Origin of the sequence: Pararhizobium sp. DWP3-4, assembly GCF_049898205.1 — a bacterium.
Classification (GTDB): domain Bacteria; phylum Pseudomonadota; class Alphaproteobacteria; order Rhizobiales; family Rhizobiaceae; genus Pararhizobium.
Window position 1 is genome coordinate 50,603 of the sequence record NZ_JAFCXF010000017.1, and the last position, 19,875, is coordinate 70,477.

Consider the following 19,875-nt stretch of genomic DNA (forward strand, 5'->3'; position numbering starts at 1 on the left):
GTTCGGTCTTGCTCATTTTGCACCGCCGCAAAGGCCGTAGTCCAATGCGACCTCGTTTAGAAGCCACGTTCGAAACTGTCGAACATTTGCGGCTTCCGGCTGATCCGTGCGGGTGACCAGCCAGTAGGATTCATGGCCTTCGACTTCGACATCCAGTACGGGCACGAGCTGGCCGCTTTGCAGCTGGCTGCTGACCATGAAGCGATCGACCACGGCAATGCCCAACCCGTTGCAGGCGGCTTCGATCACCAGGTCGAGAAGATCGAATTCCATACCGCCGCGCACATCGGTGTCGCTGAGGCCGGCGGCGTCCAGCCAATGCTGCCAGGTGAGATAACGCTGGTCGGCTGCGGCCAGCACATGCAGGAAGGTAAAGCATGAAAGATCGATATTGCCATCCCGCTTGGCTGCATCCAAGAGGCCAGGCGCGCAGACGGCGATGTGCCGTTCGGTCATCAGGATGCGCGATTGCAGCATCGGCCATTCGCCATCACCGAAGCGGATGGCGCAATCCAGCAGGCTGCGCTCGGCCAGCGTGTCCTTGAGATCGGTGCTGAGGCTGATCTCGATCTCCGGCAGCGCTTCGCGTAGACGCGACAACCGGGGCATTAGCCAGCGCTTGGCAAAAGTCGGCGGGACGTTGATGCGCAGCCGGTTGCGATTGTTCTTCTCCATGATCGAGCGCACCGTCTGCTCGACATTGTGAAAAGCGAGCTGAAGCGTTGCCAGTAGTTCGGCGCCGGCCCGCGTCAGCTCGAGATCGTGGTGATGGCGGATCAGCAGGTTTTCGCCCAGCTGTTTTTCCAGATTGCGGACCTGTCGGCTGACCGCACTTTGCGTGAGGTTCAGCGTCTGTGCCGCCCGCGTAAAGCTGCGGGTCTGACCGGCGACCTCGAACACCTTCATCGCCGAAAGCGCAGGTAATTTCCGCATTCCATCGCTTCCATTCAATTTGGTGAAGTGTGTTGGCCGAGCCATGCATTCATCTATGTTCCAGGCGTCTGGACAAGGTCAAGTTTCCCTGAGCTATATCGGCCATGTCAGCAGCAGCATTGGCACACTGACGATCAGCACGATCAAGGAGAGTGGCAGTCCAAGGCGTGCATAGTCTCCGAACCGATAGCCGCCAGGTCCCATCACCAACGTATTGCATTGGTGTCCGATCGGAGTGAGGAAATCACACCCGGCACCAATCGCCACTGCCATGAGAAAAGCATCGGGGGCAAAGCCGAGTTTTTCTGCAAATGTTGCAGCGATCGGCGCCATCACAAGCACGGTCGCCGCATTGTTGAGGAAGGGCGTCACCGCCATCGCAGCCACCAGGATGAGCGCCAGGGCGCCGTAAGGTGGCAGCATTTCTGCCGTTTGCGACAAAAGATCGGCGATGACGTCTGTCGTTCCGGTGGTTCTCAGCGAGTCACTGATCGGGATCAATGCCGCCAGCATCAGCAGGATAGGTGCATCGAGATAGCTGTAAATCCCGCGCAACGGCAGGGCTCCGCTGATGACCATCAGGAATGCCGCTGCGAAAAACGCAGTTGCGACCGGTACGCCGCCGAAAGCCGTCGCTCCCATGGTCGCGATAAGGATCAGCACCGGCACCAGGCCGTTACGAACACTGCCCAGCTTCACATCCCGCTCCACCAGCGGCAGGCAGCCCCACTCACGCAGCATATCCGGCAGGCGCTGCAAGTCTCCCTGAAGAACCAGCACGTCGCCGTTGCGGATCTTGATCTCGCCCAGACGTTCGACAAACCGTTTGTCGCGGCGGCTGACCGCCAGAAGGTTGACGCCCGTATTTTCAAACAGCGACAGGTCCTTGGCACTCACTCCGATCAGCCGTGAATGTTCGCCGACGATCGCTTCCACCGCGCTGACGTCCTTTGCCCCGTCCTTTTCAGGGGTGCGGTCGGACAGCTGCAGTTTTCCTTCGCTGACGATCTTGTTGAGGGCGCCCTGCTCCCCCTCGATGATCAGCACATCACCTTCCTTGAGGATCGTATCCGGCAGGGGGGTCCGTTTTCGATCATTGTTGCTGATGATCGCGGTCACCATTGCATCACCATGTGCCGGCTTTTGCAGCCAGCTGACCGATCGGCCGACGGCAGACGATTGCGCGGTCAAGCTCGCCTCGGTGGTGTAGTTCTTGATTTTCACAGCCTCGTCCATCGAGGCCGCCTCCTTCACCCGTTCGGGAAGCAACTTGTAGCAAACGGCAAGAAAGATAATTCCGGTCACGGTCAGGGCCGCCCCCACGGGCGTGTAATCGAACATCGTGAACGGCGTCCCGGTAATGTCCTCGCGCACCCGCGAGACGATGATGTTGGGCGATGTGCCGATCTGCGTCATCAGGCCCCCCAACAGGGACGCAAACGACATGGGCATCAGAAACATCGAGGGCGATACCCGGGATTTTCTCGCCATGTGGATGGCCACCGGAATCATGATCGCCAGGGCGCCGATATTCTTGATGAAAGCCGAAAGGACCGCCACGATGACCACTAGAATGACAAGCTGGGTCCGGGGGGATCGCTTTTCGGGAGAAAGGTGCCGGAGCGCGACATCCATGATGCCCGATCGCGATATCGCCGCGCTGACGACCAAAGCGCTGCCGACGATAATGACGATATCATCGGAAAAGCCGGAAAACGCATCTTTTGCCGGGACGATACCGATAAGAACAGCGGCCAGCAGCGAACCTGCCGCAACTATATCATAGCGATACCGTCCCCACACGAATGCAGCCATCATCAACGCGATGATGAGTAGGGAAAGCCATTGATCTGTTTGCATGAATGTATCCTGATGGGCGCTGCTAAACGCTTAAGACCGCATTTTGATGCACGCGGTCAAAACAAATTTTGCGAACATCATCTCGCTGCCGATCCGTTCCACCGTCCCGCCAAGTTCGGCCGCTTATTGCCGAAAAAGGGCAATGGGCGATCCCTTCCTTCCACGCGGAGCCGATAAAATAGAACACTAATTCCATAGACTATCTTGTTCAAAAGCCTCTTTGGTTTACCCTTTTCCTCAGCTTACAATTTGAGGATATCCAATGGGAATTTCGGGAAAATTCAAGACGGCAACCGTCATCGGCGCGGTGCTGATGTCGCTGGCATCGTCGGCGGCCTTTGCTGACGATGTTGCCAAACCCGCGCAAGGCGGCACGCTGATTTACCTGGAGCAGCAACCGCACACCAACCTGTATCCGCCAGCCGGCGGTTTCTACCCGAATGGCGGTGTGCTCAACCAGATCACCGACAAGCTGACCTTTCAGAACCCGAAAACGCTTGAGATCGAGCCCTGGATCGCCGAGTCCTGGACGGTCAACGACAACGCCACGGAATACACCTTTAAGCTGCGCAAGGGCGTGACCTTCTCCGACGGCTCGCCGCTGGACGCCAATGCCGTTGCCAAGAATTTCGATACGTTCGGTCTCGGCAACAAGGAGCTGAAGCAGCCGGTTTCCGAAGTCATCAACAACTATGACCGCAGCGAAGTCATCGATCCGCTGACCGTCAAATTCTATTTCAAGAAACCGTCGCCGGGCTTCCTGCAGGGCACCTCCGTCATCGGTTCCGGACTGGTCTCTCTGGCAACGCTGGCACTGCCGTTCGAGCAGCTCGGTGATGCGACCAAGATCGTCGGTTCCGGGCCGTTCGTGGTCGAAAGCGAAACGCTCGGCAAGGAACTGTCGCTGAAGGTCCGCGAGGATTACGTCTGGGGACCGGCAAAGATCGAACATCATGGCCGCGCCTATCTCGACGGCATCAAGTATGTGATCACCGGCGAGGATAGCGTCCGCATCGGCGCGCTTCTGTCCGGCCAGGCGGACTTCATCCGCCAGGTTCAGGCCTATGACGAAGCGCAGGTCGAGGGACAGGGTTACAAGATCTATGCAGCCGTCTCGCAACAATGGGCCAAGCTCGGCGTGACGCTGAACGTTCTGGCTGGCGATGCCGGCAGCAGGACAGTCGATGATCTCGATCCGGCAAAAACCCCGGTCTCTCCTGCCATGGTCGGCCGCGCCGATCCGGACGTGATCAAGAGCCAGTACTATCCGAAAAACCGCGATGTGCTGCGCCAGAAGGGCGGTCCGAGCGACAAGGTCAAATCCTTCGTCGACAACAAGCTGAACGGGTTGCTCGAAGCGCTGTCCTCGGAACCGAACCGCGAAAAACGGCTGCAGATCGCCGGCGAAGTCCAGAGCTACGTGCTCGACCAGGCCTATGCGATCCCGATCTTCGAAGAACCGCAGGCCTATGCCGGCGCGCCCTATCTGCAGGGCGTCGAGTTCGAAGCTGTTGGCCGTCCGCGCTTCTACAGCACCTGGCTTGCCGAACACTGACGGCTCCAACTGGCCCGGCACTTTGCCGGGCCAGCTGCAATGACAAGGTAGAAAGCGATGGCAAGATATATATTCTCGCGGGTGGGGCAGGCGCTGCTCGTCCTTTGGGCAGCATTTACGATTTCCTTCGTGCTGCTGCAGGCAATGCCCGGCGATGCGGTGCTGATCAAATTCCAGAACCCGGAATATGGTTTGAGCGCCGAACAGATCGCCGATATCCGCGCCGCCTACGACGCCGATGGATCGGTCGCGCTGCAATATGTCCACACGATCGGCAATTTCCTCACCGGTGATTTCGGCTATTCGCTGCAGGCCGGCGTGGCAGTCAGCGCCCAGCTGGCGGCCAATCTGCCATCGACGATCCGGCTTGCTGGACTTGCCTTTGCCGCTGCAGCCCTGCTTGCCGTGATCATCGCGATCCTGTCCAATATCTCCGGGTTCGGCCGCCTGCGCTCCTTCATCCAATCGCTGCCCTCGCTCTTCGTCTCCATCCCGACCTTCTGGCTCGGCATCATGCTGATCCAGATCTTCTCCTTCCGGCTCCGGCTGGTGCCGGTGATCAATCCGGGTGAGTGGGAAGGTCTGATCCTGCCTGTTCTAACCATCGCATTGCCGATCTCCGCACCGATGGCGCAAATCCTCCTGCGCAATATCGACGAGGTGCTGACGCGGCCATTCGTCTCCGTTGCCCGTGCCAAGGGCGCTTCGCACACCTTCGTGCTCTGGCGGCATGTCGCCAAGAACGCCTTCCTGCCGGTACTGACGGTCGCAGGCGTGCTGTTCGGTGAGCTACTGGCGGGAGCCGTCATCACCGAAACGGTATTCGGCCTCAACGGTATCGGCAGCCTCGCTGAACAGGCGGTCAATTTCCAGGATGTCGCCGTGCTGCAGGCCATTGTGGTCATCTCAGCCGCTGCCTTCGTCACCATCAACCTCGCTGTCGATCTGCTCTATCCGGTGCTTGATCCGCGACTGAAAGCAAAACTTGGGGGCGTGGCATGACCATTCTCGATACCGCCGAACGGCACCGCAATATCGACAGCCCCAATCCGCTCGACTGGATTTCCCCGGCACCTGCCGCCGAGGCGACAATCGGGGCGCCAGCGAAAGCCCGCTCGTACCCTATCCGTATCCAGCCGGGTCTTGTTCTTGCCTACATCATACTCGCAATCGCGCTGCTCTGGGCTGTCGCGCCCGGCCTGTTCACATCCTATGACCCTGTTCAAGGCTTGCCGGGCCAGCAGCTGAAGGCGCCAAGCGCGCTCCATTTCCTCGGAACGGATGCCCTCGGCCGCGATCTCTATACGCGCCTCGTCTATGGCGCCGTTCACTCGCTGTCCGGGGCAATCGCCGCCGTGGCGATCGGGCTGTTCGTCGGCACCGCCCTCGGGGTGGTCGCTGGCTCGGTCGGAGGGTGGATCGACGAGGTCATCATGCGCCTCGTCGATGTTCTTCTCTCCATCCCCGTGCTGCTTTTATCGCTCAGCATCATCATCCTGCTCGGCTTCGGCACCGTCAACGCCGCCATCGCCGTCGGTTTCACCTCGATTGCGAGTTTTGCGCGCCTTGTCCGCTCGGAGGTCGTCAGCGTCCGGCGCAGCGAATATGTCGAGGCCGCATTCGGCAGCGGCGGCACGTTCTTCAAGGTTCTCTGGCGCCATGTCCTGCCGAACTCGCTGACATCGGTGATCGCGTTCACCGCGCTTCAGGTCGGCTCCGCCATCCTGCAGCTCTCCACCCTCGGCTTCCTCGGCTACGGCGCGCCGCCACCAACACCGGAATGGGGCCTGCTGATTGCCGAGGGCCGCAACTACATCGCAACCGCATGGTGGCTGACGGCGGCACCCGGCATCGTCGTCGTGCTGGTGGTTCTCTCGGTCAATCGTGTCAGCCAGGCAATCGGGAGGGCGCAGCAATGACCATCTCCCCTATCGGCAGGCTCGAAGGCACCGTCCTTCCATCGCGGGTGCTGGACGTGTCCGGCCTGACCATTTCCTATCGCGATCAGAGCGGCACGCGAACCGCCGTTCATGGCGTCGACTTCAGCGTTGCTCCCGGTGAGGTGGTGGCCCTGGTCGGCGAGTCCGGTTCAGGCAAAAGCTCGACAGCGCAAGCCATCATCGGCCTTCTCCCGGAAAACGGCCGGCTCGAAAGCGGCAGCATCCGGCTGAACCGGCAGGAAATTGCCGGCTGGCCGCAGAAAAGGCTTGATGGCATACGCGGATCGGTGATCAGCCTTGTGCCGCAGGATCCGGGCAATTCGCTCAATCCGGTCAAGACGATCGGCAAACAGGTGGCGGAAATCCTTGTCATCCACGGCAAGGCCTCCGGCGCTTTAGCCGATGCACGCGCCATCGAATTGCTCGAACGCGTCGGCCTCAACCAGCCGGCGCTCCGGGCAAAGCAGTATCCGCATGAACTGTCCGGCGGCATGAAGCAGCGCGTGCTGATTGCCATCGCCATCGCGCTCAAGCCGTCGCTGATCATCGCCGACGAACCGACCAGCGCGCTGGATGTCACGGTGCAAAAGCACATTCTGGATCTCATCGACGAGCTTCGGCGGGAATACGGCACTGCCGTTCTGCTCGTCACTCACGATCTCGGTGTCGCCGCCGACCGCGCCGACAGGCTGATCGTGTTGAAGCAGGGACGCATCCAGGAACAGGGACTGACTGCCGATATTCTGGCAAACCCGCAAAGCGCCTATACACAGCGGCTGCTGGCCGACGCGCCCTCGCTCAACATACGGCAGCGTCGCATTGCCGCCGTTGCTAAACCTACGCAAGAAGGGGCCGCCGACGACATCATCATCGTCGAAGGACTGGTTCAGGATTTCGGCCTCGGCGGCAAGGACAAGGGTCTTCGCGCCCTCGATAATGTGTCCTTCCGTGTCCGGCGGGGAACAACGCATGCGCTGGTTGGCGAGTCCGGTTCCGGCAAGACGACGACGATCCGCACCGTCGCAGCTTTTCAGAAACCCACCGCCGGCAAGATCATCGTCGATGGGCTCGATCTGTCCGCGCCACCACGCGAAACGTTGAGACTGCTGCGCAAGAAGATCCAACTGGTCTACCAAAACCCGTTCGGCTCGCTCGACCCGCGTCAGACCATTGCAGGGATCGTTGAAGAGCCATTGTTGAATTTCGAACCCATAGCGCGGGCCAAGCGCGCCGAGATCGTCGCCAGCACCATCGACAAGGTCGGGTTGCAGCTCGACGTGCTGCAACGCCGGCCGCATGCGCTTTCCGGTGGCCAACGCCAGCGCGTCGCCATCGCCCGCGCGCTGGTTCTCAATCCGCAGATCCTCATTTTGGACGAAGCCGTGTCGGCGCTCGACGTCACCGTGCAGGCGCAGATCCTGTCTCTGCTTGATACGCTGCAGCGCGACCTTGGCCTCACCTATCTGTTCGTTTCGCACGACCTCGCGGTGGTGCGCCAGATATCGGACACCGTCAGCGTCCTCAACGGCGGCAAGATCGTCGAAAGCGGTGCGGTCGAAGATGTCTTCGAACATCCTCAAAGCGCCTATACCCGCGAACTGATCGACGCCATCCCGGGCAAAAAATACCCGCTGCCTGCCAGCCGGCCAATCTCGACGAACTCAGGAAATATCTGATGACATATCCAGTCCAGCCCAAACGGCTCGGCTTTTTCAGCCGCGTTCTCGATCATGGCGATGCGGCGACCCGCTACCGGCTGGTCGCCGAGCAGATCATCCATGCCGAAAAGCTCGGTTTCGACAGCGCCTGGGTGGCCCAGCACCATTTCGACGCGGACGAAGGCGGGCTTCCCGCACCGCTGATCTTTCTCGCCGAGCTGGCGGCGCGAACCTCGCGCATCCGGCTTGGTACCGGCGTGATCACCTTGCCGATGGAAACTGCGGTTCGCGTTGCCGAAGATACGGCAGTGCTCGATATCCTGTCGAATGGCCGCTTGGAGATCGGTTTCGGCACCGGCGGCACGCCGCAGGCGTTTCTGCCGTTCGGACTGGAAAGTGCCGACCGGGGACCTGTCTATGCCAAGAGCCTCGCCACCGTGCGCGATGCGTGGGCTGGCCGGGAGCTAATTGGCGGCAACCGGCTCTATCCAACGGCACCGCATCTGCTGGACCATATCTGGCAAGCAACATTCTCCGTGGGCGGCGGCGAACGTGCCGGACGCGACGGCGACGGTCTAATGCTGTCGCGCACGCAGCCACGCCCGCCGGAGGCCCCGCAGACAGCACTGTGGAATCTGCAGAACCCGATCCTTGACGCCTATTTCGCCAACCTGCCGAAAGGCAAAACCCCGCGCATCCTTGGCTCCAGAAGCCTGTTTGTCGCTGATGACCGCAAGGAGGCGCTGCATTTCGCCGAGCTTGGATTGCAGCGCATCCGCGAGCGCTTCATCGCCAGCGGGCACATCGTCACGGGGACGACAACCGCCGATCTCATCAAGGCTTTCGATGTGCATGTGGGAACGCCCGACGATGTGATCGCGTCGCTCAAGGCCGATACCGCGTTGTCGCGCGTCACGGATCTCGTCTTCCAGGTACACTCGGTGGACCCGCCCCATGCGCTTATCCTGCGCTCCCTGGAACTGACTGCAACCGTCGTCGCCCCGGCGCTCGGCTGGGCCGGTCAGCCACCCCTACAGCAGCGGCGTCAGCTGGCCGCAACCGCATGATTTCCGTTTTTAAAGAAAGGCAACGACCATGACTGTACCGACACCTGACGTCATCGACCGTCTGGCGGATATCCAACCCGGATCGTTCATCGACCGCATCCGCAAGGAACGGCCGGAAACACGAGACAACGCCCAGAAGAGCTATCTCGCTCTGTTCGAACCCGCGCATGAGGGCGATGTCACGCGGACCGAGCGCCTCGTCGTCGCAACGTTTGTCACCGGATTGCACCGGGCGGATGCAGCCGAGGCATTCTATGCCTCCGGCATCAAGGGCGATACTGCGTTGATCGCTGCGGTGAAAAGCCAAATCGAGGCCGGGCGGACGAGCGGCCCTTATGGCAAATACCCATCCGGGCGATTGTCCAGCGAAGACAAGCCGGGACTGCTCTTCACCGTATCGGAAACCGGCCGAAAAGCTCTCGGGCACAAGCTCTCGGCAGCGTTGGAGCATAGCCATCTGCTGGTCTACCGGCCGCGCGAGGCAAGCCCAGAAGCGTTGCAGGCATTGCTTGATGCCGGATGGACAACGACGGCGGTCGTCACCCTGTCGCAGATCGTCGCCTTCCTCGCCTTCCAGATCCGCGTAGTGGCCGGTCTCGCAGCTCTTTCCGAGGCGGGCGAGGGCACTCTCGCATCCGCAACGGCAGCCGAATAAGGAAACAGCATATGACCGAGACCGTCATTCATCCCACCATCGACAATCGCCCGGCCGCTTTCACTCAAGTTGAGATCGGCTGGACGCCCTGGCTGCAGCCGCTTTCAGAAGAGGATTTGACCGACAGGCACTGGGCCGGGCTCGTCGATGCCTCACGCTCGAAATCGCCCTATTTCATGCTGCTCGCTCGCGATCCGGAAATTCTGGAAGCACGCACCAAGACGGACAAGGACATTTTCTACAACACCAAGGCAGGCCTGCCGCGGGCGGAGCGCGAGCTTTCCGCCACTGCTGCATCGCGCTTCAACGGCTGCATCTTCTGCGCGTCGGTGCATTCCCGCTTTGCCTCGCATCATTCCAAACGCACCGGCGATGTGCAAAAGCTGCTCGATGAAGGAACGGACGCCGACCTCGGCAGCCGCCGCTGGAACGCCGTCACCAAGGTCTCGGTTGCGCTGACGGAAACCCCGTCCACATTCGGCGTCACCGATATCGAGCGGCTGCGGTCGGAAGGTCTCGACGACCTCGAAATCGCCGACGCCATCCACGGCGCTGCCTTCTTCAACTGGGCAAACCGCTTGATGCTCTCGCTTGGAGAGCCGACACCAGCGGCGTAAATCGCCCGTCCTATCTTTCAGCGGTTGAGTTCGCTGCCGCCTCTATAGGCGGCGGCGAGTTTGCCATGTTTCGATCAGGCAGGAGGGATGCCGGCAGCGAAGCCGCGCACGAACGTGGGCCTAACGCAAGACCAGCCGCAATGCGCGTTGCGTCTCCTTCAGCAAAGGCAGGTATCGCGCCACCATTTCGGCAGCGGGCACGTGGGCGGCCGGGGCGCCGATGTTGATGGCAGCGACGACGCGGCCGCGATCGTTCTCGATCGGGACCGCGATGGAGCAAAGCCCCAGTTCCAGTTCCTGGTCGATAACCGCGCAGCCGTCTGCGCGGATGCGGCGAAGTTCGTCCATCAGGACATCCGGATCGGTCTTCGTCAGCGGCGTGTTGGCCTTGAGTTCGGAGCAATCCAGAATGCCCCGCGCCTCCATTTCCGGCAGGGCCGCCAGCAGAACCCGTCCCATCGACGCGCAATAGGCCGGCAGGCGAGAGCCGGGCGACAGGTTGATCGACATCACCCGCTTCTGCGAGGCGCGGGCAATGTAAACCACCTCGGTCCCGTCCAGCACCGAGGCCGACGCGCTTTGGCCGGATTTTTCCGAAAGCTGGTCGAGATAGGGCTGGATCATTAGCGGCAGCGGCGTCGCCGACAGATAGGCATGGCCGAGCCGCAGCACCTTCGGCGTCAGCGCAAAGAACTTGCCGTCATAGTCGGCGTAGCCGAGATCGGCGAGCGTCAACAGGCAGCGTCGCACCGTTGCCCGGTCGAGCTCCGTCAGCTTGGCAGCCTCGGCAATGGTGAGCTTTGGCCGCGTTTCTCCAAAGGCTTCGATGACTTTCAGCCCGCGCGCGAAGCCGCTGACAAAATCCGATTCCCGCATGGCAAAAGCTCTCCGATATCGCTTTCAGTATGTGCGTTATACGAACAAATATCAAATAACGCACTAAATATTTGACGAGGGACGAATTCGCGCGCTTATTTGCGCCAAACAGACAGGAAACAGATCAGGAGGAGAATACCTTGGCACGACTGACTTCGCTGGCAGAAGCCATTTCCGACAACGTGCATGATGGCGACACCGTCGCCATGGAGGGATTTACCCACCTCATCCCCTATGCGGCAGGTCATGAAGTGATCCGGCAGGGCAAGAAGGACCTTTTCCTGATCCGTATGACACCGGATATTCTCTATGACCAGCTGATTGGCGCCGGTGCGGCCCGCGGCATGAAATTTTCCTGGGGCGGCAATCCCGGCGTCGGCTCGCTGCACCGTTTCCGTGATGCCGTCGAAAACCAGTGGCCACGGCCGCTGGAGATCGAGGAGCATTCCCATGCCGCCATGGCCAATGCCTATGAGGCGGGGGCGGCAAACCTGCCATTTGCCATGCTGCGCGGCTATATCGGTGCCGATCTCACCAAGGTAAACCCGAATATCAAGCAGGTCACATGCCCCTTTACCGGCGAAGTACTGGCAGCTGTTCCGGCCATCCGCCCGGATGTGACGATCATCCATGCGCTCAGGGCCGACCGGAAGGGCAATGTTCTCATTGAGGGCATCGTCGGCGTGCAGAAGGAAGCCGTTCTTGGCGCCAAGCGCTCGATCGTCACGGTGGAGGAGATCGTCGACGAGCTGAACCCGCCGTCTCCGAACTCCGTCGTCCTCCCATCCTGGGCGGTGACAGCGGTGGTCGAGGTGCCCGGCGGTGCCTTCCCGTCCTATGCGCAAGGCTACTATCCCCGCTCCAACGCCTTCTACATCGCCTGGGACGAGATTGCCCGCGACCGCGATACCTTCCAGGCCTGGATCGAGGAGAACATCATGAAGGCCAAGCCGGAAGACTTTGCCAAACATGCGAAGAAGGCTGCGTGAGGAGACACCGATGAGCGATTTCACCCCCACCGAAATGATGACCATTGCCGCCTCCCGCGCCCTCACCAATGACGATGTCTGCTTCGTCGGCATCGGCGCGCCATCGGCTGCCTGCAATGTTGCGCGTCTCACCCATGCTCCGGATATCACGCTGATCTACGAAAGTGGCACGGTCGGCACCAAGCCGGATGTCCTGCCGCTTTCGATCGGCGACGGCGAGCTATGCGACACAGCGCTGTTCACCGTCTCGGTACCGGAAATGTTCCGCTACTGGCTGCAGGGTGGCCGCATCACCACCGGCTTTCTCGGCGGTGCGCAGATCGACAAGTTTGCCAATCTCAACACCACCGTGGTCGGTCCCTACGAACATCCGAAGGTTCGCCTGCCCGGCGGCGGCGGCGCACCGGAGATCGCCAGCAATTGCGGCCAGATTTTTATCACCATGGCGCTGTCCAAACGCGGTTTTGTCGACAAGCTCAACTTCATCACCTCGATGGGGCATGGCGAAGGCGGCAACCATCGCGAACGTCTTGGTATGAAAACCAAAGGCCCCACGCAGGTCATCACCGACCTGTGCATTCTTGAGCCGGATCCGGTCAGCAAGGAACTGACCGTCGTTTCGATCCATCAGGGCGTGACCCGCGAACAGATCGTTGAGAATTGCGGCTGGCCTATCAAGTTTGCCGAAACGGTGATCGACACGCCGTTTCCGACCGAAACCGAGCTTCAGACCCTGCGCGACATCAACGCCCGCACCAAGAAAGCCCATCAGGGCAACAAGGAGGCCGCGTAAATGACCGAGGCCTATATCTGTGACTATATCCGCACCCCGATCGGCCGTTTCGGTGGTTCGCTCTCCTCCGTCCGCGCCGATGACCTCGGCGCCATTCCGCTCAAGGCATTGATGCAGCGCAATGCTTCCGTTGATTGGCAGGCCGTGGATGATGTGATTTTCGGCTGCGCCAACCAGGCCGGCGAGGACAATCGCAACGTTGCGCGCATGTCGCTTTTGCTTGCGGGATTGCCGCTGGAGGTCTCGGGCACGACGATCAACCGGCTCTGCGGCTCCGGCATGGATGCCGTGATTGCGGCCGCCCGTGCCATTCGCGCAGGCGAGGCTGAACTGATGATCGCCGGCGGTGTTGAGAGCATGTCGCGCGCGCCATTCGTCATGCCGAAAGCCGAAAGCGCCTTTTCGCGTGCAGCCGAAATCCACGACACGACGATCGGCTGGCGCTTCATCAATCCACTGATGAAGAAGCAATATGGCGTCGATTCGATGCCGGAAACCGGCGAGAACGTTGCCGAGGATTTTAAGGTCAGCCGCGCGGATCAGGATGCCTTTGCCGTCCGCTCGCAGAACAAGGCGGCCGGCGCCCAGCAGAACGGGCGGCTCGGCCAGGAGATCACATCGGTCACCATTCCGCAGCGCAAGGGCGACCCGATCGTCGTCGATAGGGATGAACATCCGCGTGCCACGACAATCGAAATCCTTGCCAAGCTCGGCACGCCGTTCAAGAGGGAAGACGGCACCGTGACCGCCGGCAACGCCTCCGGCGTCAACGACGGTGCGGCGGCGCTGATCATTGCTTCCGAGGCCGCCGTGAAAAAATACGGCCTAACGCCGATCGCGCGCATCATGGGTGGCGCTGCCGCAGGTGTGCCACCGCGCATCATGGGCATCGGCCCGGTTCCTGCGTCGCGAAAGCTGATGGCCAGGCTTGGCATGACTCAGGACCAGTTCGACGTGATCGAGCTCAACGAGGCCTTCGCCAGCCAGGGCCTCGCCGTCCTGCGTGAACTCGGCATTGCCGACGACGATGCACGCGTCAACCGCAATGGCGGCGCCATCGCACTCGGCCACCCGCTCGGCATGTCCGGCGCCCGCATCACCGGCACGGCGGCGCTCGAACTCAAGCTCACCGGTGGCCGCTATTCGCTGTCGACCATGTGCATCGGCGTCGGGCAGGGGATCGCGATCGCCCTGGAACGCGCCTGAGGAGATCGGCGCAGAATAGGCACTCCAAAGGTCGCGGGTCGAAGGAATTCTTGTCGGCACTTTGAATTAGTATATACTTCATCGTATATATGCTTATGGAGAAACCAATGACTCAACGTGCAAAAGTGTTCCAATCCGGCAACTCGCAAGCCGTGCGCCTGCCGAAAGAGTTCCGCTTCGACGTCGATGAGCTTGAAATCACGCGCGAAGGTGATGCAGTTATTTTGCGCCCGACGGTCAAACACAAAGAGGCTTGGAGCGGTTTAAAGGCTGCGATGGCGCGTGGGTTCAGCGACGACTTCATGGTGGATGGTCGCCAGCAACCTGAGATCAAAGATAATCCTGATTTGGAAAAACTCTTCGAATAATGCGTTATCTTCTTGATACCAACGCCTTCATCGGTCTCATCGGCAAAAAATCCGAGCGGCTCGTAAAACGAGCACTCGCATGTGAGGCGGGAGCTATAGGCCTTTCAACCGTGGTATTGCACGAATTGTACTACGGTGCCTATCGAAGCCAGAGAGTGGAATTCAATCTTGAGAGTATACGCCTTCTGACGCAGGACTTTCCTTTGGTCGCATTTGATCGCGATGACGCACAAATCGCTGGCGGTGTAAGGGCAGAACTCGCGACCTTGGGAACGCCGATCGGCTCCTTCGACATTTTGATTGCAGCGCAGGCAAAGGCCAGAAGGCTAATCTGCGTTACCAACAATACGCGCGAATTCCAGCGTGTCGGAGGTCTAAAAGTCGAAGATTGGACGGCGGCCGAATAATCCCTCAGTAAGGCAATCCCACATAATTCTCCGCCAGCACCGTGGCTGCCGCACGGGAATGGGTGAGATAATCCAGTTCGGCCTCCTGGATCTTCTGATCGAAGGCACCGGTATCCGGAAACCGGTGCAGCATCGTCGTCATCCACCAGGAAAAGCGCACGGCTTTCCAGACACGGGAAAGGGCACGGGCGGAATAGGCATCGATGCCGGCAGACGAGCGTTCCTGATAATGTTCGCGGAGACCCGCATAGAGATAATGGACATCGCTCGCCGCCAGATTGAGCCCCTTGGCGCCCGTCGGCGGCACGATATGCGCGGCGTCGCCGACCAGGAAGAGCTTGCCGAACCGCATCGGCTCGGCCACGAACGACCGCAGCGGCGCGATCGACTTTTCGAAGGACGGGCCGGTGACGAGCGCTTCGGCATGATGCGCGGGCAGGCGGCGGCGCAGTTCGTCCCAGAACCGGTCATCGCTCCAGTCCTCGACCCTCTCGTCCAAAGCACATTGCAGATAGTAGCGGCTGCGGCTTTCCGAACGCATCGAACAGAGTGCGAAACCGCGTGGATGGTTGGCATAGATCAGTTCGTGATTGACCGGTGGCACATCGGCGAGCAGGCCGAGCCAGCCGAACGGATAGACTTTTTCGAATGTGGTGATCGATTTTTCCGGCACGGCCTTGCGGCTGACGCCATGAAACCCGTCGCACCCGGCAATGAAATCGCAATCGATGCGATGGCTCACTCCCGCCGCTTCGTAGGTGACATAGGGCGAACGGCCGTCGAAATCGTGCGGACGGACATTGGCAGCGTCATAGATCGTCGTTGCCCCGATGACCTCCCGCTGCTGCATCAGATCACGTGTCAGCTCGGTCTGGCCATAGACCATGACGCCCTTGCCGCCCGTCAGATCCGCAAGGTCGATCCGGTGGTCGCGGCCATCGAAGGCGAGCGAAAAGCCACCATGCGGCAAGCCTTCCGCGTGCATCCGCGCACCAGCTCCAGCCTCGTCCATCAGCCCGACCGTGCCACTTTCAAGGACGCCTGCGCGCACCCGGCCGAGAATGTAGTCCTTGCCGGCACGATCCAGAATGACGGCCTCGATGCCGGCTGTCGCCAGCAATTGCCCGAGCAGCAATCCGGACGGACCTGACCCGATGATGACGACCTGCGTGCGCATCTTTTTCCTCCCGAAATGCTGCAGCCGGATTTTGACACCGGCACATAAATCCCGCCATGGACATCAAACCCAATAAATTGCACAAATCGAACATCGACGATATTTGCGGGACAACATGCGCGCGATCCCCACCTATGACCTCTATGGCGAAAAGACCGGTGATTTCCCTGGTTTCTGGCTGCATTGCGAAACGATCCCGTCGCGCAGCAGCCTGCATCACTGGGAGATCGGCCTGCATCGCCATGACCAGTTCTTTCAGATCCTGTACATCGAGGCCGGATCAGGCGATGCGATCTTTGATGACGCGACACATGCGATTGTCGCGCCCGCTATGATTACGGTGCCACCTCTTTCCCGTCATGGCTTCCGGTTTTCGAAGGATATTGACGGCTATGTCTTCACCATTCTGACGTCCCACCTGAAAACCATTCCGGCCGATCACAGCCGGTTTGGCGCATGGCTGAACCTCCCGCGCCTGACAGCGCTGCTCCCGGAACACGCCGACAGCCGTTACATCGCCGATACGCTGCATCGTCTTGCCGCAGAGGCGGAGGCCCGACCAACGGGACCGGCGGATCTTTGCGAGGCATACCTGACATCGGCCCTCCGGCTGACCGCGCGCCTGTCTGTCGCTGGGCAGGCTGACGACGATGTGGCGGCAACGGAAAACGAGCGGCGGTTGAACCGGCTGAACGGACTGATCCACCAGCATTTCCGTTCCCACAAGCCTGCATCCTTCTACGCCGATGCACTCGGTATCTCGGCGACGCATCTCAACCGCATCGTCAAACAGCGCACCGCCGGCAGCACCCAGAGCCTGATCAACGGCAAGCTGATCGACGAAGCGCAGCGCGAATTGCTGTTTACGCAAATCCCTGTGCAGGAAATCGGCTTCCGGCTCGGCTTTGCCGATCCTGCCTATTTCTCCCGTTTCTTCCAGACAAGGACGGGTGTTTCACCCCGGCAATGGCGCCGTGGCCAGGGGAGGGCAGAAACACGGGCTCTCAGCACGCTTGCGACAGTGGGATGAGCCGCCAATCACTATCGGCCGCAATGCCGGCATCCCGGATTGGCGTAATAAAAGCGGAGTGCATGGACTGCCGGGAATTTGCCGGATAGGACTTTGAGCGACACGCGCACCACGCTTCCATCTCAATTGCAGCAGACTTTCGGAGACCCCATGAGCAAGGCCCCATCGACGCTTCAGACCGTGAGCACTCCGGCCGTCCTGATCGATCTCGATATCGCGCGGCGCAACATCGATCGTTTTCAGGCCTATGCCGATGCGCACGGATTGAAGGTTCGCCCGCATATCAAGACGCATAAACTGCCGGCGGTGGCCGAAATGCAGCTGCGGGCAGGGGCCATCGGCGTCACCTGCCAGAAGGTATCCGAAGCCGAGGCTATGATTGCCGCCAGCCCGGAGATCCGGGACGTTCTCATCACCTACAATATTCTTGGCGCCGAAAAGCTGCGCCATCTCGCTGCTCTCGCCCGCAAGGTGACGCTGAGCGTCGTCGCCGACAACGAGACCGTCATCGACGGCCTCTCGGATGCTTTTGCTGCTGAGCCGGCGCCATTGCAGGTGCTGGTCGAATGCAACACCGGCGCCGACCGCTGCGGCGTGCCGACCCCGGAAGCCGCCGCTTCTCTTGCGCAACGGATCGCCAAGGCGCCCGGCCTGGTTTTTGGGGGCCTGATGACCTATCCGCCGGCGAACGATGCGGCCGCTGTCGAATCCTTCATGAACCGCGCCAAGGCTTTTATCGAGGCAGCTGGCATCAAGGTTCCGGTGATCACGTCGGGCGGCACCCCGTCGATGATGGAGGCGGCCAAGGCACCGGTAACCACTGAATACCGTCCCGGAACCTATGTCTACAACGACCGCTCGCTGGTGACGCGCGGTGCCTGCACCTGGGACGACTGCGCACTTACCGTGCTCGCCACCGTCGTTTCGGTCCCCGCTGCCAATCGCGCCATCATCGATGCCGGGTCCAAGGCGCTGACCTCCGACCTGCTCGGCCTGTCCGGCTACGGCCATGTGCTCGGCCGCAGCGACATCACCATCGACCAACTATCGGAAGAACATGGCCGTTTGGTCAGCGAAGGCCCGATCGATCTGAAGGTTGGCGACAGGCTGCGCATCGTACCCAACCACGCCTGCGTCGTCACAAACCTGGTCGATGCGGTGAACATCGTTGAGCAAGGCGAGATTTCAGCCCTGTGGCCGGTTGTCGCGCGCGGCAGGATTGTCTGACGCCGGCCGATGGCGGACGATCTCACCGATCGGCATCTTGCGCTCCTTGAGATGACACACGCGCCAGCGATCAGCGTGCATAGGCTGCAAATAGCGCGAAATCTCCAGCGCGGAGCCATTGAAATTACTGGCAAGTCGCACTTCATCCTTGAACCCACCCGGCTACACGGCTGTGGCGGGGAAATTGGAATGTCCGGATCAGCGCAAAGTTAAAGTGTCCGTTCGGGCCTGCTACGGCACCAGGACCAGCCCCCGATCCGACCGGCTGGGCCGGGTTGCAAGAGCAGAGCGGGGCGGGTGTAACGCATCACTTCGGCTTTAGCTTTGAGACTATGGGACCAACCGTTCATTCTACGGCATCGAGCCGCGAGAGCGCCTTCTCACGCCGTGCAATCACCGTCGGATCATCCATGAAATCCTTCCGCCGTCCTGGCCCGCGAGCACGTCGCACATAGCCGTTCTTGTCGCTGTTGGTCTTCACCACCGGCTCCGATTGCCGCTCCTGACGTTCCTTGATGTAAGCCAGGACATCGCCGAGCCGCTTGTTCTCGGTGATCGCCGCATGCGTCACCCGCTGGTCCTTGTCGAACACCGTGTAGGGCAGGGAATGCCCCTTCCAACGCACATCCAAGCGACCGTCGGCATAGGCATAAGTCTCGACATAGCGACCGACCAGACCGCGCGTCACATCACTCTCTTCCAGCATGATCCGCTGGCGCTCGAACGAGAACGTCAACTGCGCCCCGACATAGCGCTGCTCGCGCTTGCACAGAATCTCGTGTAGTCGATCCGGCGCCAGGTTCATCGGCCGATGCAGGTCTTCCGGCCGGGCAGGGGCAATCGCAAAGCGTGCGTTGTAGTCTTCCATGAAGCCAGGCAAAAACGTATTGCCTGCCGCCATGTCGGCTATCCTGGACAGCCGCAATTCCTTGACCAACCGATCCTGCAGCGTCCGGTTCATCCGCTCGACACGGCCTTTGGCCTGGCTCGAACTCGCGCAAAGAATCTCGATGTTTAGCTCACACAGTGCACGCCCGAACTGGGTCATGCCCTGGCCAGCCTTGGCATCCTTCTTCGCCACCCGGAACACCGAATGCTTGTCGGAATAGAAGGCAACGGGAGCACCGTGATCCTTCAAATAAAGCTCCAGCGCCTCAAAATAGCTGAACGCACTTTCCGAGCGCACGAAGCGCAACTGCATCAGCTTGCCGGTCGCATCGTCGACAAACACCAGCAGCGAGCACGGCGGTCCGCGATCCTCGAACCAGCGATGGTCAGACCCGGTGGAGTGGACGCCCCCCCGGCGGCATCAAACGTGCCAAAGTGCGGGTGTGCTTAGAACCAGCAAGGAGGACGTCCATGAACGAGATTAGCATCATCGGCCTGGATTTGGCAAAGAACGTGTTCCAGATCCACGGCGCAGGTCCAGACGGAAGGGTTGCGCTGCGTAAGAAACTGAACCGTGGGAGATTGCTTGAGTTCTTTGCCAAGCTCCCCATCTGCGTAGTGGCGATGGA

At 60.5% G+C, this 19,875-nt stretch carries 18 protein-coding genes and 2 pseudogenes; 15 read left to right on the forward strand and 5 right to left on the reverse strand.

The window, feature by feature from the left end:
- Positions 1-12: 12 nt before the first annotated feature.
- Complete coding sequence (locus ACP7E6_RS26855; protein ID WP_426232855.1) at positions 13-933, reverse strand: LysR substrate-binding domain-containing protein; 921 nt, start codon at positions 931-933, stop codon at positions 13-15.
- A gap of 93 nt (positions 934-1,026) precedes the next feature.
- Complete coding sequence (locus ACP7E6_RS26860) at positions 1,027-2,793, reverse strand: SLC13 family permease (RefSeq protein ID WP_426232857.1); 1,767 nt, start codon at positions 2,791-2,793, stop codon at positions 1,027-1,029.
- Between the two features lie 262 nt (positions 2,794-3,055).
- On the opposite strand from ACP7E6_RS26860, the gene ACP7E6_RS26865 reads away from it, so the two are divergent.
- The 7 genes from ACP7E6_RS26865 to ACP7E6_RS26895 are packed head-to-tail and all read left to right on the forward strand — an operon-like array spanning position 3,056 to position 10,285.
- Entirely contained in the window at positions 3,056-4,348 is a 1,293-nt protein-coding gene (locus ACP7E6_RS26865) for an ABC transporter substrate-binding protein (RefSeq protein WP_426232858.1), read from the forward strand.
- 57 nt (positions 4,349-4,405) lie between these two features.
- Positions 4,406-5,350, forward strand: coding sequence for an ABC transporter permease (locus ACP7E6_RS26870; protein WP_426232860.1), 945 nt, complete (start codon positions 4,406-4,408; stop codon positions 5,348-5,350).
- A complete protein-coding gene (locus ACP7E6_RS26875; RefSeq protein WP_426232862.1) occupies positions 5,347-6,267 on the forward strand; it encodes an ABC transporter permease in 921 nt (306 codons plus the stop codon). Before ACP7E6_RS26870 ends, ACP7E6_RS26875 begins: the two co-directional genes overlap by 4 nt.
- Complete coding sequence (locus ACP7E6_RS26880) at positions 6,264-7,964, forward strand: dipeptide ABC transporter ATP-binding protein (RefSeq protein ID WP_426232864.1); 1,701 nt, start codon at positions 6,264-6,266, stop codon at positions 7,962-7,964. Before ACP7E6_RS26875 ends, ACP7E6_RS26880 begins: the two co-directional genes overlap by 4 nt.
- Positions 7,964-9,013 (forward strand): putative FMN-dependent luciferase-like monooxygenase, encoded by a 1,050-nt coding sequence (locus ACP7E6_RS26885; RefSeq protein ID WP_426232866.1) that lies wholly within the window; start codon positions 7,964-7,966, stop codon positions 9,011-9,013. The genes ACP7E6_RS26880 and ACP7E6_RS26885 overlap by 1 nt, the downstream gene beginning before the upstream one ends.
- Before the next feature lie 28 nt (positions 9,014-9,041).
- On the forward strand, positions 9,042-9,668 hold the full coding sequence (locus tag ACP7E6_RS26890) for a CMD domain protein (protein WP_426232868.1): 627 nt from the start codon (positions 9,042-9,044) through the stop codon (positions 9,666-9,668).
- Between the two features lie 11 nt (positions 9,669-9,679).
- Positions 9,680-10,285, forward strand: coding sequence for an alkylhydroperoxidase domain protein (locus ACP7E6_RS26895; RefSeq protein WP_426232870.1), 606 nt, complete (start codon positions 9,680-9,682; stop codon positions 10,283-10,285).
- A 120-nt stretch (positions 10,286-10,405) separates the two neighbouring features.
- Here the strand turns inward: ACP7E6_RS26895 and ACP7E6_RS26900 are convergent, their stop codons facing one another.
- Positions 10,406-11,161, reverse strand: a complete 756-nt coding sequence (locus ACP7E6_RS26900; protein WP_426232872.1) for an IclR family transcriptional regulator — start codon at positions 11,159-11,161, stop codon at positions 10,406-10,408.
- Between the two features lie 140 nt (positions 11,162-11,301).
- On the opposite strand from ACP7E6_RS26900, the gene ACP7E6_RS26905 reads away from it, so the two are divergent.
- The 5 genes from ACP7E6_RS26905 to ACP7E6_RS26925 all read left to right on the forward strand — a co-directional run bounded on the left by ACP7E6_RS26905 (position 11,302) and on the right by ACP7E6_RS26925 (position 14,924).
- Positions 11,302-12,150: a CoA transferase subunit A gene (locus ACP7E6_RS26905; protein WP_426232874.1), complete on the forward strand. Its 849-nt coding sequence runs from the start codon at positions 11,302-11,304 to the stop codon at positions 12,148-12,150.
- Between the two features lie 10 nt (positions 12,151-12,160).
- Complete coding sequence (locus tag ACP7E6_RS26910; RefSeq protein WP_426232876.1) at positions 12,161-12,943, forward strand: CoA-transferase subunit beta; 783 nt, start codon at positions 12,161-12,163, stop codon at positions 12,941-12,943.
- Positions 12,944-14,149 (forward strand): 3-oxoadipyl-CoA thiolase, encoded by a 1,206-nt coding sequence (gene pcaF, locus ACP7E6_RS26915; protein WP_426232878.1) that lies wholly within the window; start codon positions 12,944-12,946, stop codon positions 14,147-14,149.
- Between the two features lie 107 nt (positions 14,150-14,256).
- Positions 14,257-14,517 carry an antitoxin gene (locus tag ACP7E6_RS26920; protein WP_426232880.1) on the forward strand — a complete coding sequence of 87 codons (261 nt, stop codon included), beginning with the start codon at positions 14,257-14,259 and terminating at the stop codon, positions 14,515-14,517.
- Positions 14,514-14,924 carry a type II toxin-antitoxin system VapC family toxin gene (locus ACP7E6_RS26925; protein WP_426232888.1) on the forward strand — a complete coding sequence of 137 codons (411 nt, stop codon included), beginning with the start codon at positions 14,514-14,516 and terminating at the stop codon, positions 14,922-14,924. Before ACP7E6_RS26920 ends, ACP7E6_RS26925 begins: the two co-directional genes overlap by 4 nt.
- Positions 14,925-14,928: 4 nt before the next feature.
- Here the strand turns inward: ACP7E6_RS26925 and pobA are convergent, their stop codons facing one another.
- Complete coding sequence (pobA, locus tag ACP7E6_RS26930) at positions 14,929-16,101, reverse strand: 4-hydroxybenzoate 3-monooxygenase (RefSeq protein WP_426232882.1); 1,173 nt, start codon at positions 16,099-16,101, stop codon at positions 14,929-14,931.
- Between the two features lie 115 nt (positions 16,102-16,216).
- Here pobA and ACP7E6_RS26935 point away from each other — a divergent pair, with 115 nt between their 5' ends.
- Both ACP7E6_RS26935 and ACP7E6_RS26940 read left to right on the forward strand, forming a co-directional pair.
- Complete coding sequence (locus ACP7E6_RS26935) at positions 16,217-17,131, forward strand: helix-turn-helix domain-containing protein (RefSeq protein WP_426232884.1); 915 nt, start codon at positions 16,217-16,219, stop codon at positions 17,129-17,131.
- A gap of 150 nt (positions 17,132-17,281) precedes the next feature.
- Positions 17,282-18,358 (forward strand): D-TA family PLP-dependent enzyme, encoded by a 1,077-nt coding sequence (locus ACP7E6_RS26940; RefSeq protein ID WP_426232886.1) that lies wholly within the window; start codon positions 17,282-17,284, stop codon positions 18,356-18,358.
- 346 nt (positions 18,359-18,704) lie between these two features.
- Here the strand turns inward: ACP7E6_RS26940 and ACP7E6_RS26945 are convergent.
- Positions 18,705-19,652 (reverse strand): annotated as a pseudogene (locus tag ACP7E6_RS26945) (ISNCY family transposase); the annotation flags it as partial.
- 65 nt (positions 19,653-19,717) lie between these two features.
- Between ACP7E6_RS26945 and ACP7E6_RS26950 the strand changes: the two are divergent.
- Positions 19,718-19,875, forward strand: a pseudogene (locus ACP7E6_RS26950) (IS110 family transposase); the annotation flags it as partial.

Coding starts and splice junctions, on each gene's coding strand:
- ACP7E6_RS26855 (WP_426232855.1), bottom strand. CDS start 933: ATGCGGAAATTACCTGCGCTTTCGGCGATGAAGGTGTTCGAGGTCGCC.
- ACP7E6_RS26860 (WP_426232857.1), bottom strand. CDS start 2,793: ATGCAAACAGATCAATGGCTTTCCCTACTCATCATCGCGTTGATGATG.
- ACP7E6_RS26865 (WP_426232858.1), top strand. CDS start 3,056: ATGGGAATTTCGGGAAAATTCAAGACGGCAACCGTCATCGGCGCGGTG.
- ACP7E6_RS26870 (WP_426232860.1), top strand. CDS start 4,406: ATGGCAAGATATATATTCTCGCGGGTGGGGCAGGCGCTGCTCGTCCTT.
- ACP7E6_RS26875 (WP_426232862.1), top strand. CDS start 5,347: ATGACCATTCTCGATACCGCCGAACGGCACCGCAATATCGACAGCCCC.
- ACP7E6_RS26880 (WP_426232864.1), top strand. CDS start 6,264: ATGACCATCTCCCCTATCGGCAGGCTCGAAGGCACCGTCCTTCCATCG.
- ACP7E6_RS26885 (WP_426232866.1), top strand. CDS start 7,964: ATGACATATCCAGTCCAGCCCAAACGGCTCGGCTTTTTCAGCCGCGTT.
- ACP7E6_RS26890 (WP_426232868.1), top strand. CDS start 9,042: ATGACTGTACCGACACCTGACGTCATCGACCGTCTGGCGGATATCCAA.
- ACP7E6_RS26895 (WP_426232870.1), top strand. CDS start 9,680: ATGACCGAGACCGTCATTCATCCCACCATCGACAATCGCCCGGCCGCT.
- ACP7E6_RS26900 (WP_426232872.1), bottom strand. CDS start 11,161: ATGCGGGAATCGGATTTTGTCAGCGGCTTCGCGCGCGGGCTGAAAGTC.
- ACP7E6_RS26910 (WP_426232876.1), top strand. CDS start 12,161: ATGAGCGATTTCACCCCCACCGAAATGATGACCATTGCCGCCTCCCGC.
- pcaF (WP_426232878.1), top strand. CDS start 12,944: ATGACCGAGGCCTATATCTGTGACTATATCCGCACCCCGATCGGCCGT.
- ACP7E6_RS26920 (WP_426232880.1), top strand. CDS start 14,257: ATGACTCAACGTGCAAAAGTGTTCCAATCCGGCAACTCGCAAGCCGTG.
- pobA (WP_426232882.1), bottom strand. CDS start 16,101: ATGCGCACGCAGGTCGTCATCATCGGGTCAGGTCCGTCCGGATTGCTG.
- ACP7E6_RS26935 (WP_426232884.1), top strand. CDS start 16,217: ATGCGCGCGATCCCCACCTATGACCTCTATGGCGAAAAGACCGGTGAT.
- ACP7E6_RS26940 (WP_426232886.1), top strand. CDS start 17,282: ATGAGCAAGGCCCCATCGACGCTTCAGACCGTGAGCACTCCGGCCGTC.